The following is an 18,043-nucleotide window of genomic DNA, read 5'->3' on the forward strand; positions in this document are numbered from 1 at the left end:
ACAAGCCTCTCTCTTTAGAGAGGGGTAGTTGACAGATACGCGGAAAATATGAAAGAAGTGTGAAGAGTCCGCTACCTTTTTCGGAAATTTAGAGTTTAAATTTAAATTTTATCTAAAAGATGCGAAATTCTAGAGTTTTGGTGGTATGCTAGAAAGGAAGTCAGAAAGGAAAGAGAATTTTATGGAATATTTTAAAAATAATAAAGTCCAAGTCATTGGGTTAGCTTTGGCAATTATTGCTGCGATTGTCAGTCTTTGCTTACCAGTGGTTGGTCTCTACGGTGGGATTGCCGCAGTTTTAACTTTTATTTTTGCAGGAGTAAGTGAATGGTACAGTCCTAGTATTTGGGCTAAGAGTCTGATGCTCGGCAGTGGTTTGATTGCTACTTTTTACACGGTACAATTATTACAAATGATTATGACGCTAATGGCGTATGGTTTGATGGGGTAGGTGAGAAAGATGAAAAATGATACAGCCTTATTGCGAGTTTTAGGTACGGGATTGAAGTCAGTTTTAGATTACAAAGGTCAAACTAAGCGGGCTGATTTTTGGTGGTTTACGCTTACCAGTAGTATCGTTACCATGTTAGCGACATACGCCGGTGTAGTTTGTTTTGTGTTGGGAGTTATTGCACAACAACAAGTCTACACTTATATCGCCTATACCATTGCCTTTATTGGGGCAGTTTATGCTATTTGGGCCCTATTAGCTTGGATTGCTGCCGGGGTTCGGCGTTTACGAGATGCGGGTTATCAACCATGGTGGATGTTTATCATCTTGGTACCAGTATTTGGTCACCTAGCTTTAATCTTAATGCAAGCTCAACCATCAAAATAAATAAAAAGCCGGCGTGATGCCGGTTTTTTTACGCATAATTATTACTTGATGTGGTAGAGGTTAAGGGAATTCAAACCCGCTAATTTTTCTTTTAAAACGGGAGCAATTGTTTCCACTAAAAGGTCATAGGCCTCAGAACTGTAGTGAATTCCGTCGGCTTGGAGGAGTTGGTCCTTATTTTCTTTATAGAGTAAGAAGACTTTATTCCAATCCACCAAGGGAATATTGTACAAGTGTGCTACTTCGCGGGTCGCCAAAGCATAGGCTGCCATCTTTTGGTCTAAACGATCAGGATGTAAAGTTTCATCTGCTAATCCTGGTGTGACTAAGATAACTTTTTGACTACCAATCATATCAATCATTTTCTTGAGATTGTCTTTATAATCTTCAAGCGAAATATCAGTTGCGGCCGCATCGTTAGTACCAAAAAAGATGAGTACCACCTGAGGATTAACTTCGAAGACGTCGGCCTGAAGGCGAGTTTGGGCATTTTTGGTATTGTCCCCTGGTACTCCACGATTGATAAATTCACTTTGAGGGAATTTAGCTTGTAACTTATGTGTGAAGGTAGTAGACGGGAAGCCATCAATTACTCCTGCGGTAATACTGTCACCCAATAAAATAATCCGGTTCATAAAACGTTCCTCCTCGTTAAAATCCATGTCCTATTATAACTTAAAAAACAATGAAAATAAAGTGAGAAACTTGCTAAAAAAGTGTGGACGATTTATCGAGAAAGCGGTTTTAGTTGTGGTATAATGTTTATTAATTATTTTGTTCAAGAGGTGCATCGTGGAAAATCAATTAAACTACTTCAAAATTTCCCGCCAGGAATGGTATTCCCTTGACCGGCACAAGGCCTTGAATATTAAACTCAGTTCCAAAAAGCTGAACCATATTCTTTCATTGAATGACCGTATTTCCCAAGCGGATGTACAAGAGGTCTACTTACCCTTGGTGCGGCTATTGGAAGGAATTTTACAAAATCAGCAAGAAAAACAAAAATTACAGGCTAATTTTCTCGGTATTCAACAAAAACATACGCCTTTCATTATCGGTATTGCCGGTTCAGTAGCAGTCGGCAAGAGTACTACGGCGCGACTATTACAAAATATTTTGCAAGAAGTTTATCCTAATAAAATGGTACGCTTGATTACAACCGATGGTTTCTTATATCCTAATGCTGAACTCAAACGCCGGCAATTAATGGAAAAAAAAGGCTTCCCGGAAAGCTATGATATGGATCGCCTTTTACGTTTCGTTGACGATGTGCGCAACGGACTTCCAGCCAAAGCACCGGTTTATTCTCACAATACATACGATATTGTGGCTGGTGAATATGAAGTTATTAATCAGGTCGATATTTTAATTATTGAGGGGATTAATACCCTCCAGTTACCAAGTAATCAACAACTTTATGTCAGTGACTACTTTGATTTTTCAATTTACGTTGATGCGAAAGAAGAGTTAATCAAGAAGTGGTACCTTGAACGTTTCAACATGTTACTTGATATTGCCCAAAATAATCCCAATGATTATTACTACTCCTATGCTATCGGTAGTCGGGAAGTTGCTATGAAAATGGCACGCAACGTCTGGCAGAAGGTGAACCACCCCAATCTTTTAGAATATATCTTGCCTACAAGAAATCGCGCAGATTTAATTATGTCTAAAGGGGAAAATCATTTGGTAAACGAACTATTTTTGCGTAAATATTGAATTTTTGGTCTAAATGTACGGAATTTACTCAAAAAGCGGTTGACCTTGACGGAAGAAATAGATAAAATTAGGCGTAAACAAAGTTAAAGAAAGAACTATGAGGTGAAAGACTTGGCAAATGTTGACCGTAATGCTTTCGACAAGATTATTGTCTTGGACTTCGGAAGTCAGTACAACCAGTTGATTACACGTCGGATTCGCGAGTTTGGGATTTACTCAGAATTGATGTCTCACAAACTTACCGCAGCTGAAATTAAGGCGATGAATCCTAAGGGTATTATCTTTTCCGGTGGTCCCAATAGTGTTTACGATGAATCTGCTTTTACAGTAGATCCAGAAATTTTGAACTTGGGCATTCCTGTTTTAGGAATTTGCTACGGGATGCAATTAATGGCCCATACTCTTGAAGGTGGGAAAGTTGAAAGTGCTACTAATAAGGAATACGGGAAGGCTATCATTGATGTAGTTAGAGATAACGTCATGTTTAAGGACCTACCTAAGGAACAAACCGTTTGGATGAGTCACGGGGATTTGGTAACTCAAGTTCCAGCTGGCTTTGAAGTAACGGCAACAAGTGCCAACTGCCCAATATCAGCGATGGCCAACGATGCCAAGAAACTTTATGGTTTACAATTCCACACTGAAGTTCGGAATACGGAATTCGGAAATGATATTTTACGTCACTTTGCTTTCGATGTTTGTGGGGCCCAAGCTAACTGGTCCATGACAGACTTTATTGATATGCAAGTGGCTGATATTCGTGCCAAAGTCGGTGACAAAAAAGTAATTTTAGGTCTTTCTGGTGGGGTTGACTCTAGTGTTACCGCAGCGCTCTTGAACCGGGCAATCGGAGACCAGTTGACTTGTATCTTCGTCGATCATGGTCTTTTACGGAAAAATGAAGCTGACCAAGTGATGGAAGCTTTAGGTAAAGGACTAGGAAGTTAAAATTGTCAAAGTCGATGCAGCAGATCGTTTCTTAGGTAAATTAGCCGGTGTTTCCGACCCTGAACGCAAGCGGAAAATTATCGGTAATGAGTTTGTGGAAGTTTTCAATGATGAAGCGCGTAAGTTAAAGGATGCAGATTTCCTTGCGCAAGGAACGCTCTATACTGACGTAATTGAATCTGGGACAGATACGGCTCAAACGATTAAGTCACACCACAATGTAGGTGGTTTACCAGAAGAATTAGGCTTTGAATTAATTGAACCATTGAACACCTTATTTAAGGACGAAGCTCGCGAGTTAGGTGAAAAATTGGGGATTCCACATGAATTAGTGTGGCGTCAACCATTCCCAGGTCCTGGCTTAGGAATTCGGGTGATTGGTGAAATTACGGAAGAAAAATTAGAAATTGTTCGTGAGTCTGATGCCATCTTGCGTGAAGAAATTGCTAAACATGGTTTAGACCAAGAAATTTGGCAATACTTCACGGTCTTACCAGGAATTCGCTCTGTTGGGGTGATGGGAGATGGTCGGACATATGACTACACGATTGGGATTCGTGCGGTAACTTCGATTGATGGGATGACAGCGGACTTTGCCAAGATTGACTGGGATGTTTTACAAGCCATCTCTGTTCGCATGGTAAACGAAGTGGCCCACATCAACCGCGTCTCTACGACATTACCTCCAAGCCACCTTCCACTATCGAATGGGAGTAATTCGGGTGCTTTGTAACACCTCATATAACGTAATAAATGCCCGTTTAATAAGGTTTTTATTTTTAATCAGTCGTTATTATCTGATACAAAAAAGGAAAAAAGATAAGGTTTTAGATGACACTTTTTTGTTTTGTGGCTAACTGATATGAGTAATTGACCAAGCTAATTTTGGCTTGGTTTTTTGATTTTAATCTAGCAACTAAAAAGTGGTAAAATCAACATGTAAAATCGTCAGAGGAGTGATTTTTATGAAACAAGGAACAACTATTATTACATTAGACAACGGCTATCATCTATGGACTAATACTCAAGGACAAGGGACAGTTCACCTTTTAGCCTTACATGGAGGTCCCGGTGGCAACCATGAATATTGGGAAGATACAGCTGATCAGCTTAAAAAGCAAGGTTTAGACGTTCAAGTGCATATGTATGACCAGTTAGGTTCACTGTACTCTGACCAACCTGATTATGATAATCCAGCGATTGCTGAAAAGTATTTGACATATGATTACTTCTTGGATGAAGTGGAAGAAGTCCGTCAAAAATTAGGCCTCGATAATTTCTACTTAATCGGTCAAAGTTGGGGTGGGGCCTTGGTACAAATGTATGCCCACAAATATGGTGACCACTTAAAAGGGGCCATCATTTCCTCTATGGTAGACGAGATTGATGAATATGTGGCTAATATTAATCGCTTGCGTGAAGAAACCTTACCTAAGGAAGCGGTGGATTTCATGCTTGAATGTGAAGAAAAAAATGATTATGCTAACCCTAAGTATCAGGAATATGTGCAAATCATGAATGAAAACTTTATTGATAGAAAACAACCTTCTAAGCTTTATCACTTAAAGGATTTAGGTGGTACGAAAGTTTACAATACTTTCCAAGGTGACAATGAATTTGTTATCAAAGGGAAGCTAGATCAATGGCATTTTCGGGATAAACTTAAGGACATCACGACTCCAACTTTATTAACCTTTGGTGAACATGAATCCATGCCTATCAAAACAGCTCACACTATGAATAGACTCTTACCTAACTCGCGTTTGGTAACCACCCCGAATGGTGGTCACCACCACATGATAGATAACGCTGAAGTTACTACAAACATTTGGCAGACTTTATCAAAGATGTCGAAGCGGGTACTTTCCAAAACGAAGAAGAATAGTAACAAGACAGCAAAGCCATAATTAGGATTTGCTGTTTTTTGCTGAAAAGAAATTAGTTTAATAAAAACAAAAAGCGACAAAGACGCATAACAAAATTCTTGCTATATTGCGCTCTCTACCGCTTCTTGTTATAAGTATTTTGTACCTGACAGTACACAATCCTCAAAAATGAGGAGGTGATACGATTAGAAACCTTTTTGGTTGAAGTGTCGCTACAATGTATTTGCGGTACATAGAAACGAACACTTTTGTAAGCTTGCATGTAGCCTTATCGTTGCTATTGAACTTAATTAATCTTAATCAAGCGGGCGATATTTTCGGTAGTTCTGGCGATATTTTGGGGGCCAGCTTTTAAAGATTCTTCTAAACTTTGAGCTTTATCGACAATCCCAAAAATGGCAGTAATGCCGGTAGCGTAGAGTTCTTCAATCCTTTCGCCTAAGTAACCAGCTTCTGCAAAAACAGGTTTGCCAGCCTTTTGAGCAATTTGCGCGACGCCAAAAGGAGTTTTGCCAAATTTAGTTTGAAAATCCATCCCACCTTCACCGGTAAAAACATAGTCAGCTTGGGCAATTTTTTCAGCGAGTTTAACAGTTTGTGCGACGATTTCAACTCCAGTTTGGAGTTTGGCATTGGTAAAGGCGAGCAACCCAGCCCCCAAACCGCCAGCAGCCCCACTCCCAGGAATTTGGTCAACTTGTTTGCCGAGATCACGTACGATAATGTTGGAAAAATGTTGCAGACCTTGGTCTAGTTGTTGTACTTGTTGAGGATTAGCTCCTTTTTGAGGGCCAAAGACAAATGCTGCCCCATCAGGGCCAGTAAGGATATTTTTGACATCACTAGCAATGATAATTTGTGTTTTTTGCAAGCGTGGATCAAGATGTGTAGTGTCGATTTTGGAAATTTTTAGGAGATTTTCTCCGTTACCGGTTAATTCATGACCGTTTTTGTCAAGGAATATAGCTCCCAAAGCTTGAGCCATGCCCATTCCTCCATCAACCGTTGCGCTACCACCGATTCCGATGATAATGGTGTCGATATCATGATTAAGAGCATCTTTAATTAATTGCCCTGTACCGTAAGTATTGGTAATTAAGGGATTACGCTCTTGCGGTGCAACTAACATAAGACCACTAGCTTGGGCCATTTCAATTACTGCAGTTTTACCATCGCCTAAAATACCGTAGTAAGCGTCAACTGTTTGATGTGGTAGGGGTCCTTGTACTTTGAGAACTTCCTTCCTTCCGTGAGTGGCATCAACTAGGGAGTCAGTTGTTCCTTCACCTCCATCAGCCATTGGAACATGGATGATTTCAGCATCAGGATAAACTTTGCGGATTCCTTTCTCCATAGCTTGGCAGACTTCTTTAGCGGACATACTTTCTTTAAATGAATCAGGTGCGAGTACAAATTTTGGCATGTTAAATTCCTCCTGTTATTTTAAAATAAAACCATATAAAATAGTTGCAACAAGTGTCATAACACCACCGACACACATTTCGTAAGGAATTACTTGAATTCGTTCTTTAATTGACATATGCATACTTTGTGCGGTGATGTGGAAATAGTTTCCTTGAGGGACAGAGTCGATTACAGTAGCCCCTGTGTGGACCATCACAGCGCCTGCTAAAGCAGAGGTACCCGTATCAAGGATTGCTTTACCAAAAGAACCAGTGGCCAAGATAACGGCGGTTGAAGTTGAACCAACAGCAAGTCCCATCAAAATACCAGAAATCGGAGCAAGGAAAGTTCCTGAGATGCCTATATTATCGATTAAATTAACGATTTGTGTCGATAGATTTGAAGTGGAAATTAAACCAGCAATGGCGCCGGCACCTAATAAAATTAAAACAGTATCAGTAACCTTAGTTAAACCAAGATGAGCATACCTAGCAATTTTTTTACCTTGTCCCATTGCGAGAGTCCCAACGACTGAAGAAAATGGGAGAATATACATAGCGTCAATATCTAACTTAGTAAGAAATGATATGTGTAAGACAGATCCAATTGGATTAAGTAATAAGAGGATAATAGCCAATCCTGGAGCAATTAGGGCTTTTCGCAGTGGAAGTAATTCTTTTTGGGTAGAGTTATCATCTAAATCATGTTCTTTAACTGCCTGTCCTTTATTCTTAATTAAACTAGCAACTAATACTGCGGTTACTAATCCGAAGAGGGCGGGAATAAGTCCTGCTAACATAACGCTACTAAGATTAAGGTGAAAACCGTTAGCTGCCGCGATGGTATTAGGGTTAGGAGATATAATGTTTCCGGCTTTACCACCACCGGATAAAGCAGTTAAAAGAGCTAACTTACTAATTCCAGTTTGTTTCCCTACTGAAAGAGCAATAGGAGCGACAATGAGTATTGCTACAGGAATAAAGACACCTACTGCTGTAATAATCATGGTTGAGAGCGCAAGAGAAAGTAAAGCTTGTTTATTTCCCATTTTGGTAACAATTGCATGAGCGATAGTTTCAGCAGCGCCAGATTCCATCATCACACCGGCTAAAATACCAGCAGCTAAAACTCTAATAGCAGTACCTATGACACTTTGAGTTCCAGAAATGATGATATTTATTGTTTGGGCAAATGACAAACCGCCTAATAAGCAACCGATAATAGCGCCTAAAAATAACGAGTAAACTGGATTGAATTTTTTTAAAATTAATATGATTGCTACTACTAAGCCCGCTAATGCAGCAATCCAAGAAATAGTACTTGAAACCATAAAATCCACCTCAATTTTTTAATTTATGTGTTAAAATATAACATGTTTTTAATGCGCTTACATTGTGCGTTTGCACAGTATTTTTTGCAAAGGATGAATGATACATGAAATTAACCCGAATTTTAGCACAAAAAATTGTAGACAAGATGATGAAAGATATTCCTTTTAACGTTAATATTATGAATGAAAAAGGGATAATTATTGCAAGTGGTGAAGTTGAAAGAATCGGTAAAAAACATAGTGAAGCTTGTCGAGTATTACAGACTAAGAAAATTTTAATTTATAAGCAAAATAAAGAAAGAGGAAACGTCCAACCAGGAATTAATATGCCAATTGAATTTCGAAATCGTGTTATCGGGGTAGTAGGTATTACGGGGGATCCGATTCATGTCAAACCATTTGCTTTACTACTAAAGGATGCGACTGAGTTATTATTAGAACAACGAGCTTTTCAGGAAAGTGAGGAGAGCAAGGCTAAGAAGTTAACCCGTTTTCTTTTTAGATGGACGCAAAAGGACATTGATACTGATACGGTTGAAAATTTAAAGAGAGAAGCGTTAGATTTAAATATCGACTTTTATCAAGAAAGAACCGTTGTGGTAATTAAGTGTTCACACCATGATCTTATGGATTTGAAATTGAGTCAACAAGACTTTCATTTAAACCGTTCTGTTGATACTCAAGTTATGATTTGTCATAGTAAAAAGTCGATCCAAGCATGTTTAGATTATGCGTATCAAAGAGGTTACCGAGTTGCAGTAGGGATGACAGGGGTTAATGTTGGGCGCTCATTTTTTGAGGCACAAACGACGTTGCACTTTGCGAATTTATTGCAAGAAGACTATCATAGCTATGGTCAAGTATATTTTCTTCAAAAAATTCTAGAGTCTAGCCTTAATGATGATACCGAATTATTGAAGAAATTTTCGTTATTAGAAAACACGAGTCTAGGTACCGACTTGCTAGAAACTTTACTAACTTATTTCAAAAATAATGGTAATATGTCGCAAACAGCACTTAAGTTACACATTCACCGTAATACTTTATTGTATCGGCTAGCTAAAATTAAAGAGCTAATGGGGTTAGACCCACATAATTTTGTCGACCTCTTTCAGTTATATGCAGCTCTTCTCACCTATCTTGATTCTAAAAATCGAGGAATTTCGGTTTTAAAAAAGTAAGGCAAACTGTAAAATTAAGTTAACCACCTAGTAAAATAAAAAAATGCCATAAGCATTTACCGTGTTATCATAAAATAACCAAACAAAACAAATGAAAGGCACGGTAAAGTACTTATGACATTGGTTAATGATAACACACAAATTGTAATAAATCACCCTCAAAAAGGAACTCATTTAACGATTCAAGAGCGTGGACAAATTCAAGCCTACAAATAAATGGGCTTATTTAACCGTCAAATCGCTAGGAAGCTCAATAGGGCCCCTCAAACTATTAATAATGAGGTTAAGCGTGGATGGGTAAGTACTCACCATATGCAACAACTCAAAAGCTTGAAGAAGTAATTCCTACGGAATTTATTCCATGTGAACGTGGTTCAAATGAGAATGTAATTCGTATTATTAGACGATTTATCCATAAAAGTACTGCTATTTCATCATATACTGATGACTACATTCAATTCGTAGAAGATGCAATCAATGACTACCCACGAAAGCTTTTAGGTGGTTACTCTGCCGAATCTGTTTACTTGTACAATGAAGTACTTTCACTTACTTCTTAGAATCAAGAAGTATCTTTTTGAGATAAAGTGGCTAACTTATATTTGCAATTTGAGAGAAAAGTTAAATATTACCTGAAACAAAATAGTTATAAAAACCGCTAGAAATTAATGCTGTATCAGCGTTGATTTCTAGCGGTGGATTATTTTTTTAAACGTTTTTGCAGTTAATTTAATTACGGTTGTTCGTTTGAGTAAGAGACATTTAGCATTATTTCAAATCATTTAAGATTTGAGCTACGATATTTTCTACGGTGATTCCATTGGCGACTAATAATTCTGTGGCATCATAGCGGTCATGGAAGGCTTTGTCGATACCATAGTTTTTAACCTTTAAGTCCGAATTACCAAGGTAACTAGCAATAGTTTGTCCATAGCCACCTTCAAGAATTCCATCTTCGAGTGTAACAAGAACTTTATGATCAGTAGTTAAACTATCAAGAAGCTTAGTATCAAGTCCCGTAATAAAGCGAGGGTTGACCACCGTTGCAGTGATGTTATGTTCGGCTTTTAAAACTTTGGCAACTTGTTCGGCAAGATGGAAGAAATTACCTAAACCAAATAATGCAACTTTTGATCCTTTTTGAATTACCCTGTTCTTATTGAGTTGGCTATAATCGGTTGTATCCTTGATACCTGTTTCGACCAAGGGACCCACTGGGACCCGAATAGCAACGGGATGTTGGTTTTGGTTAATTGCCCAGTCCAACATTGCTTGGTGTTCTTCCTTATTTGTTGGCGCCAAGTAGACCATATTTGGAATATGCGATAAGAATGGAATATCAAAGAAACCAAGGTGACTTTCATCATTCATAGCGTTGGCAGAGGCCATGTATACTAAAATAGTGGAGGCCTGGTTGTTAAGTGCAATATCATGGGATAATTGATCGTAGGCGCGTTGCATAAAGGTCGAAGTAACAACCCAAATTGGTTTAGCACCGTTTTTAGCTAAACCAGCAGTCATAGTAGCAGCTTCCTCTTCAGCAATCCCAACATCAACGAACTGCTTTCCCGCTTGTTTCCGTTGTTCCTGATTAAAGATGAACATTGGAGTTCCCGCATTAACAACGACCACAGTGGGATCTTTAGCGATTTTATCTAGTACCAGATCAGTTGTGATACTATCATAAGTTTCGCCAACTTGACTACCGGTGAGGTAAGCTCCGGTCTCGGGATTATAGGGACCACCGGCATGGAAAGCTTCGCGATTTTGTTCCATAAAGGGCACACCATGTCCTTTTTGGGTATGAAGATGCAGGAAGACAGGGTGGTCGGTATCCTTAACTTCTTCTAAAAGTTTAATCAGACTTTTTAAATCATTACCATCTTCCAAGTAGTGGTAATCAAAGCCTAGCGCTCTAAATAGGTTATCATTGGCGCTGCCTTTGCTTTCACGCAGTTTTCTTAGAGCTGTGTAGAGTCCACCAGTTGGGTTAGTAGCAATTGATTGTTCATTATCATTTAAAATAACGATAGTATTAGTGCCTTCGGTTGCAATCTGGTTAAGTCCTTCGTAAGCGAGCCCACCAGACATGGAGCCATCACCAATTACGGCTACAATATTACTATTTTCGGCTTTTAAATCACGTGCCTTGGCGACACCTGATGCGAGTGCAAGTAACGTTGAGGTGTGACCAATTGAAAATAAATCATGTTCACTTTCATGGGGATTAGTGTAACCTGAAACGTCATCGTAGTGGGCTAGGTCTAAAAAGGCTTGGGCTCTACCGGTCAGCATTTTGTGGACATAAGATTGATGTGATACATCGAAAATAATCTTATCCTTAGGTGAATTGAAAACATAATGAAGAGCGATTGTTAATTCAATAACGCCAAAGTTAGGTCCGTTATGTCCACCATGACGACTGGTTTTTTCTAGCAAAGCTTTTCGTGCTTCATCAGCTAAAGTTTGTAGTTCTTCATGTGATAATTTTTTAACATCTTCGGGGGAGGTAATTTTTTCAAGAAGCATAATAAGTCTCCAATCTTTGATTAAATCGGTCTGTTACTTTGTTAATTAGTTTAATTTTTTGAGCCAGCGGTTGATAGCATCGGGGGAGTTTAAGACCTCACCTGTGATATGCTTTTTAGCTGTGTAGCTGTCAAAAATCGGTTGTGCCTTTTGGTAAGTAGAGCCACCAGACGTTGCAAAACTTCCTAAATTTTTAGTGGTAAGATCTAAATGGTCAAGTACCGTTTGAATGATTCGTGGTGGAATTCCCCACCAAGTTGGGTGCCCGATAAGAATACGTTCATACTTGGAAAGGTCAGGTAGATTTCCGACAAATGCTGGTCGACAGGTATCATCGGCTTGTTCTTGATTACAGCGACTCGCATTATCATGCCAATTTCTATCTTGACTTGTGTAAGGAATTTTTGCTTTAATTTCGTACAAATCTGCGTTAGTAGCATCAGCAATTATTTGAGCGCATTTTTTGGTCGTTCCTGTTTCGGAAAAATAAATAACGAGTGTTTTCATAGAAAATGCCTCCCATAATTTATTAGATTTTACATTATTGGTAATAAAAAGTATAAATCTTTGATTCCAACAACTAACTATAATATAGAACTTGGAGTTCACTCTAAGTCAAGAGGGGATTTGATGATTATACGCTTACTTGTTCTTACATATTTCTTTGATAGCTCGTTTCATGGACAGTTCACCAAGCGTCATCTTAGCGTCAAATGCTTGTTTTTCGTATACTTTTTCTTCAGCCGTAAAGTGGTCAAGCTTTGTATTTTCTAAAAAGTCATCAACGCTTAACTGGTTGGGATTCGTAGCCTTAAACTCTTTAATTTGTTCATCTAACTTTGTTTTTTCTACAGGTAATTCTTCTTGTTTTAGACCGAAAAAAGACATTTCGTAAAGAATTTCAACTAATAAATCCTCTAAATAGTAGGTGGTAAGCTTGTTTTCAGCAATAAAATAGCCTAAGACTTCTGCTTGAGGAGTAAATTCATAAGCGTAACTATAAGCTTGAGAACCTAATTCTTTTAATTCCTTTAGAGGCGTTAAATTGAATATAGGTTCGGGCATGTAGTCGTTTATATTGTGATAGACGTAAAAAATCCAAGTTTTATCATCATTGTTAGGTGTAATTGGGGTTTTCTTCAAGTTTTCAATAAACATATACATGGAATCATAATTATATTTCTTGGCTTGAGCAATAGTAACATCGTCAGCAAAATCGTCTAGTTTTGCTGGATACTTGTAATAAAATGCATTAATAAGGTTATCAATATTCGCCTGTTTTAGGTGTTCTTGAACTGTTTTCATACTCTATCTCCGTTTCGTAGGCTTAATCTTGATCTAAAAGGTTTGCCCACCAATCTTCAAACTCGAAAGAAAAGTCTCTGGCAAAATCTTCGCTTGAATACAAAAAAGCGCTATCCGAAGATAGCACCCTAGTACTTAATTAGTCCTCAAGTAAAAACTTTAGTAACTTCTTAAACACTTTTTTGAGTGTTCCAAATGGAACAATTACGAATATTAGTAATAACGTCAAAGGAGTTTCCTCCTTTCTAGTACTATTGGTTGATTAGACCTAATGCACAAATAAAATTATAGCATATGTAGACAATTGGTGTTATACTAAAACTACGAATATTAGTTAATGCACAATTGGTTAGGCTGATTACCTGACCGTAAGCGTGGGGACTAGCGAAAGTTAGTCCTTTTTTGTGTTTAGTTACGGTAGAAAGGGGAGTTTTAGCGTATTTCACTTCCGATGACGTAAAGTTGACAGTACAATTTTTGTTATAAAATAAAAAAACACGCATCCAAATTAATGAATACGTGCTATGTCTCTGTCAGTTTTTTATCTTAGTACCAACCGTGTGATTGCCAGAATGCTTGGGCATTTGACCATGAGCCGTAACGAGATGCGACATATTGGTCAGCTACACGTTCTTGGTTAGCTGGAGAGTAATCGCCGTTTAAGTATGAAGCGGATAATTGGTAACGACCAATGTATTGGCCGTTAGCTGCAGAGTATGAACCACCTGATTCACGTTGTGCAATCCATTCTTTAGCAGCAGCATCACCACCAGCTACACTAGAAGTAACAGCAGGTTGTGTTCCTTGTTGTTGCACTGGAGCTGCTTGTTGGGCTGGGGCAGTGGCTGTTTGTTGGTTGTTAGTAGTGGTTGTAGCTGTTTGTGCGGCAGTAGTTGTTTTACCGTCAGTATCATTGATTTCAAGTTTGTCACCAACGAAAATTAAGTCGCGGTTAGATAGTTTGTTAACGTTCACGATTTCATCAACTGTGGTGTTGTGTTCGTGGGCAAGCTTTGATAGTGTGTCACCGTTTTGTACGACAATTGTGTCGGCATTAGCGGCAATCCCTGTAGCGGCGATAGTTCCTGAAAGTGCAACTGATGATGCAATAACTTTTTTTAAATTCATATAATTTATTTCCTCCCCGGAAAATTCGTTGTTATCTATAGAGTTATCATTGCTAAGTTTTATCTTACAAACTTAATTACAGGACCTAGTATAACGAAGAAAAATAACAGATAGGTGGCAAGAAGTTTACTTTTTATTGTTTTTTGTAATATTACTGTAAATATAAAGCGGATACCTTAGCGGTCATGGTCATTGAGTTACGGTATAATAGATAAAGATTATTGAATAGATGAGGTAAAAAGATGTCAAAGATACTTTTGCTTAACGCCGGGAGTTCGTCGGTGAAATGGAAACTATTTTCCCAAGGAAATGAAGCGGTAATTGCCAAAGGCTTGGTTGAAAGGATTGGTCAACCTAAGGCAAATTTTGCAGTAACATTTGCTGGTCAAACTATGAAGGAAGAGATTGCTAATTTAAGTTACGAGCAAGCTGCGCAGTTAATCATTGAAAAATTGGCTACCTTAAAGATTGCCCAATTAGAAGAAATTACCGCTGTTGGTCACCGTGTGGTTGCCGGGGGGATGAAGTTTCGTCACGCAACTTTAGTTACGAAAGACGTGTTAGCAGAAATTGTAGCCTTAAAAGATCATGCGCCATTACATAATCCGATGGAAGCTAAGTATATTGAATTGATGCAAGGTGTCATGCCTCAAACACCACAATATGCGGTTTTTGATAGTCAATTCTACACAGATTTACCAGAGATGAATGCAATTTTTAGTATTCCTTACGAATATACCAAGAAATATGAAATCCGTCGTTATGGGGAACATGGTATTAGTCATACTTATTTGTTGAAACGTACTGCTGAATTGTTAAATAAGCCAGCTCAAGACTTAAAGCTAATTACTTTGCATTTGGGGAGTGGATCATCGGTAGCTGCTATCAAGGATGGCAGGGCTTTTGATACTTCTATGGGATTTACTCCGTTAACTGGTTTAACGATGGGAACACGTGGGGGAGATTTAGATCCGTCACTAGTACCTTTCTTAATGGAAAAACTTAATCTTAGCGCGTCAGAAGTCTTGGACATTTTCAACAGTAGGTCTGGTTTATTAGGTTTGACGGAAAAGTCTGATGATATGCGTGATATTGTAGCCAACCAGGCTGATCCGCAATTTAAGTTGGCCTTGGACATTTTTGTAAATCGCATTGTGAAATACGTCGGTAGTTACATGGCGGAATTAGGTGGCTTGGATGCCTTGGTGGTTTCTGGTGGAATTGGTGAAAATAATCCTTGGCTACGCCAGGCTTTAGCGGATAAATTGTCTTTCTTAGGACTAAAGATTGATAGTCAAGTAAATGAAAGCATTGAAGAGGGAATTATTTCACCAGAGGATGCCACTTTTAAATTTATGGTAGTACCAACTAACGAAGAGTTAGAAATGGTGCGTCAAATTAAGGCGCAATTAGCCTAGTTTTGCCAGTTTCCACTTTTCGTATTACAATGGAAGTAATACTTATAGAAAGAAAAGTAAGCGATGGAATATAAAACGCATATAGTAACTTCCATGACTTTTGCGGTGCCCATGTTGTCTGTGACCGATGAGTTGACGATGATTAACCTAGGCGCTGTGGTTTTAGGAAGTCTTTTTCCTGATATTGACCATCCCCGGTCTTATGTGGCCAAAAAGCCAAGATTGTTAGTCGGGTCACCAACAAAACTTTTGGTCACCGTGGCGCGACACATTCGCTGTTGGCACTGGCAATTATCTATATTATGGGAAATGTTTTTGCGCAAACTTATCTGGCAGCATCGCTAGCGTATGTTCCTTTTTGGTTTGCTTGGGGCTATCTTTTACATCTTTTGGAAGATGGCTTTTCTCGAGATGGTATTCGCTTTTTTTGGCCATTACAAAAAAAGCCTTGGCACTTGGGGGGAAAATTTTTACGGTATAAAACGAGTAGCTTAAGTGAACATATATTTTTTGGTTTTGTAGTTTGTCTACTATTGGTAGAAGTTAAGATGTTGTGGCAAGGACAGCTGGAAAGTTTATTTTCAGGTGAATTCCTATCGCGACTGCAAACTTGGCTTTTAGAATTGCAAAATAAGCTGACCTAAATATTGACAAGGGCAGGGAAGTTCGCTATATTGGTGATATTGACAGAGAAGTAGCATAGTAGGTGCCTGCGCAATGTTCCAGAGACTTGGTGGAAGCTGCGAACCAAGATATAGTAGGTAGTTGAATTACACTATGGAGTCAACACGGTTCATCTCGTTAACGATGACAAAGCAGGTTGTCTTTATGACAGCAATCTGGGTGGTAACGCGGAAATTTTTTCGTCCCTTTGGTTCTGGACCAAGGGGACTTTTTGTTTTAAGGAGGATTATATGAACATTATCGATGAATTATCCTGGCGCGGTGCTTTAAACCAAATGTCAGATGAAGAAGGTTTGCGTAAATTATTAGATAGTAAGTCAGTCGGGCTTTACTGTGGGACTGATCCTACGGGGGACAGCCTGCATATTGGACACTTAATTCCTTTTATGATGTTGAAACGTTTCCAAGAAGCTGGTCACCGGGCCCATATTTTAATTGGTGGCGGGACGGGTTCAATTGGGGATCCTTCTGGTCGCTCAACGGAACGGGTGCTTCAATCTATGGAACAAGTGCACCACAATGAAGCAGCTTTAACAGCACAAATGAAGAAGCTTTTTGGGGAAGACAACATTACGATTGTCAACAATTATGATTGGTTATCACAATTAAGTATGTTAGACTTTTTACGTGATTATGGGAAATTATTTAGTATCAATACCATGTTGGCTAAAGATGTGGTTGCTAGCCGCTTGGAAAGTGGGATTTCCTATACCGAATTCACTTACCAAATTTTACAAGGGGTTGACTTTCACCATCTTTGGAAACACAATGATGTTCAATTACAAATTGGTGGTTCTGACCAATGGGGTAACATTACTGCGGGGATTGATTTAATCCACAAATTAGAAGGTAACAAGGCGGAAGCTTATGCCTTAACGATTCCTTTGATGTTGAAAGCTGACGGAACTAAGTTTGGTAAATCAGCGGGTGGGGCCGTGTGGCTTGACCCAGAAAAGACCAGCCCTTACGAATTTTATCAATTCTGGTACAATCAAGATGACCGTGATGTGGTGAAATACTTGAAGTACTTTACTTTCTTATCTCAAGAAGAAATCGCGGAATTGGAAGAAAAGGTAGCTAATGAACCATTTAAGCGTGAAGCTCAAAAACGTTTGGCGCAGGAAGTAACTGCCTTTGTTCACGGCCAGGCAGCAGTAGAAGAAGCGGAGAAAATTTCAGCTGCTCTCTTTTCTGGAAAGGTAGGAGATTTGACTGCTAGCCAAATCGAACAAGGTTTCCAAAAAATGCCAAGTGTGGAAGTTGATGCTAGTCCCGCTAACCTAGTGGAATGGTTAGTAGATGTAACCAAGATTGAACCATCACGTCGTCAAGCGCGAGAAGATTTAAAAAACGGTGCTATTTACATTAACGGTGAAAGAATTCAAGATATGGACTATATTTTAGATCCAAGTCAAAGTTTCGACGGAAAATTTGTTATTGTGCGGAAGGGTAAGAAACGTTACTTTTTGGCGCGAATTAAATAGGAATGAAGGAGAGAAAAGTTGTGAAACTTTTCTTTTTTTTACAAAAAATGTTGACGGAATCATCTTAGGTTAGTATAATGATATTTGTTGTTTACGGAAGGTGAAAACTTTTGAGAATAACAAAATAAAAAAATGTTTGACAATTAAAGTGTTGAATGTTAAACTATAGTAGTTGTCGCAAGACAGCGA

The 18,043-nt window shown here is 38.7% G+C and carries 14 protein-coding genes, 4 pseudogenes and 1 other annotated feature; of the genes and pseudogenes, 11 read left to right on the forward strand and 7 right to left on the reverse strand.

The window, feature by feature from the left end:
- Positions 1 to 181 precede the first annotated feature (181 nt).
- On the forward strand, positions 182 to 451 hold the full coding sequence (locus tag JCM10991_RS08560) for a hypothetical protein (protein ID WP_025021176.1): 270 nt from the start codon (positions 182 to 184) through the stop codon (positions 449 to 451).
- 9 nt (positions 452 to 460) lie between these two features.
- Complete coding sequence (locus tag JCM10991_RS08565; protein WP_025021177.1) at positions 461 to 838, forward strand: DUF805 domain-containing protein; 378 nt, start codon at positions 461 to 463, stop codon at positions 836 to 838.
- A gap of 41 nt (positions 839 to 879) precedes the next feature.
- On the opposite strand, the gene JCM10991_RS08570 is transcribed toward JCM10991_RS08565, so the two are convergent.
- Positions 880 to 1,473 (reverse strand): DUF459 domain-containing protein, encoded by a 594-nt coding sequence (locus JCM10991_RS08570; RefSeq protein WP_025021178.1) that lies wholly within the window; start codon positions 1,471 to 1,473, stop codon positions 880 to 882.
- Between the two features lie 157 nt (positions 1,474 to 1,630).
- On the opposite strand from JCM10991_RS08570, the gene coaA reads away from it, so the two are divergent.
- The 3 genes and pseudogenes from coaA (at position 1,631) to JCM10991_RS13430 (ending at position 5,390) form a co-directional block, all read left to right on the forward strand.
- Positions 1,631 to 2,557, forward strand: coding sequence for a type I pantothenate kinase (gene coaA / locus JCM10991_RS08575; RefSeq protein WP_025021179.1), 927 nt, complete (start codon positions 1,631 to 1,633; stop codon positions 2,555 to 2,557).
- Positions 2,558 to 2,668: 111 nt separating this feature from the next.
- Positions 2,669 to 4,222 (forward strand): annotated as a pseudogene (gene guaA, locus JCM10991_RS13425) (glutamine-hydrolyzing GMP synthase).
- A gap of 248 nt (positions 4,223 to 4,470) precedes the next feature.
- Positions 4,471 to 5,390 (forward strand): annotated as a pseudogene (locus JCM10991_RS13430) (proline-specific peptidase family protein).
- 287 nt (positions 5,391 to 5,677) lie between these two features.
- On the opposite strand, the gene JCM10991_RS08590 reads toward JCM10991_RS13430, so the two are convergent.
- Together JCM10991_RS08590 and JCM10991_RS08595 are read right to left on the reverse strand one after the other, a co-directional pair.
- Positions 5,678 to 6,814 carry a glycerate kinase gene (locus JCM10991_RS08590; protein WP_025021180.1) on the reverse strand — a complete coding sequence of 379 codons (1,137 nt, stop codon included), beginning with the start codon at positions 6,812 to 6,814 and terminating at the stop codon, positions 5,678 to 5,680.
- 15 nt (positions 6,815 to 6,829) lie between these two features.
- Positions 6,830 to 8,125, reverse strand: coding sequence for a GntP family permease (locus JCM10991_RS08595; protein WP_025021181.1), 1,296 nt, complete (start codon positions 8,123 to 8,125; stop codon positions 6,830 to 6,832).
- A gap of 104 nt (positions 8,126 to 8,229) precedes the next feature.
- Here JCM10991_RS08595 and JCM10991_RS08600 point away from each other — a divergent pair, with 104 nt between their 5' ends.
- From JCM10991_RS08600 to JCM10991_RS15210, 3 genes and pseudogenes are all read left to right on the forward strand, one after another.
- Positions 8,230 to 9,306 carry a CdaR family transcriptional regulator gene (locus JCM10991_RS08600; RefSeq protein ID WP_025021182.1) on the forward strand — a complete coding sequence of 359 codons (1,077 nt, stop codon included), beginning with the start codon at positions 8,230 to 8,232 and terminating at the stop codon, positions 9,304 to 9,306.
- A 114-nt stretch (positions 9,307 to 9,420) separates the two neighbouring features.
- Positions 9,421 to 9,606, forward strand: a pseudogene (locus JCM10991_RS15815) (helix-turn-helix domain-containing protein); the annotation flags it as partial.
- Positions 9,600 to 9,866, forward strand: coding sequence for a hypothetical protein (locus JCM10991_RS15210; protein ID WP_025021183.1), 267 nt, complete (start codon positions 9,600 to 9,602; stop codon positions 9,864 to 9,866). The pseudogene JCM10991_RS15815 and the gene JCM10991_RS15210, both read left to right, overlap by 7 nt.
- Before the next feature lie 208 nt (positions 9,867 to 10,074).
- On the opposite strand, the gene JCM10991_RS08615 is transcribed toward JCM10991_RS15210, so the two are convergent.
- From JCM10991_RS08615 to apf, 4 genes are all read right to left on the reverse strand, one after another.
- The gene (locus JCM10991_RS08615; RefSeq protein WP_025021184.1) at positions 10,075 to 11,835 is read right to left on the reverse strand and encodes a 1-deoxy-D-xylulose-5-phosphate synthase; all 1,761 of its coding nucleotides are present in this window, start codon (positions 11,833 to 11,835) and stop codon (positions 10,075 to 10,077) included.
- Between the two features lie 45 nt (positions 11,836 to 11,880).
- Positions 11,881 to 12,342, reverse strand: coding sequence for a flavodoxin (locus tag JCM10991_RS08620; RefSeq protein WP_025021185.1), 462 nt, complete (start codon positions 12,340 to 12,342; stop codon positions 11,881 to 11,883).
- Positions 12,343 to 12,477: 135 nt separating this feature from the next.
- Entirely contained in the window at positions 12,478 to 13,140 is a 663-nt protein-coding gene (locus JCM10991_RS08625; protein WP_025021186.1) for a DUF6557 family protein, read from the reverse strand.
- 546 nt (positions 13,141 to 13,686) lie between these two features.
- Complete coding sequence (gene apf, locus JCM10991_RS08635) at positions 13,687 to 14,268, reverse strand: aggregation-promoting factor (protein WP_025021187.1); 582 nt, start codon at positions 14,266 to 14,268, stop codon at positions 13,687 to 13,689.
- 242 nt (positions 14,269 to 14,510) lie between these two features.
- On the opposite strand from apf, the gene JCM10991_RS08640 reads away from it, so the two are divergent.
- The 3 genes and pseudogenes from JCM10991_RS08640 to tyrS all read left to right on the forward strand — a co-directional run bounded on the left by JCM10991_RS08640 (position 14,511) and on the right by tyrS (position 17,854).
- On the forward strand, positions 14,511 to 15,686 hold the full coding sequence (locus JCM10991_RS08640) for an acetate/propionate family kinase (RefSeq protein ID WP_025021188.1): 1,176 nt from the start codon (positions 14,511 to 14,513) through the stop codon (positions 15,684 to 15,686).
- Between the two features lie 111 nt (positions 15,687 to 15,797).
- A pseudogene (locus JCM10991_RS15820) lies at positions 15,798 to 16,330 on the forward strand (metal-dependent hydrolase).
- A gap of 36 nt (positions 16,331 to 16,366) precedes the next feature.
- Positions 16,367 to 16,560 (forward strand) — a binding site (T-box leader).
- 40 nt (positions 16,561 to 16,600) lie between these two features.
- Positions 16,601 to 17,854 (forward strand): tyrosine--tRNA ligase, encoded by a 1,254-nt coding sequence (gene tyrS, locus JCM10991_RS08650; protein WP_023859532.1) that lies wholly within the window; start codon positions 16,601 to 16,603, stop codon positions 17,852 to 17,854.
- Positions 17,855 to 18,043 lie beyond the last annotated feature (189 nt).

Source organism: Ligilactobacillus equi DSM 15833 = JCM 10991 (assembly GCF_000615765.1).
GTDB classification, from domain to species: Bacteria; Bacillota; Bacilli; order Lactobacillales; family Lactobacillaceae; genus Ligilactobacillus; species Ligilactobacillus equi.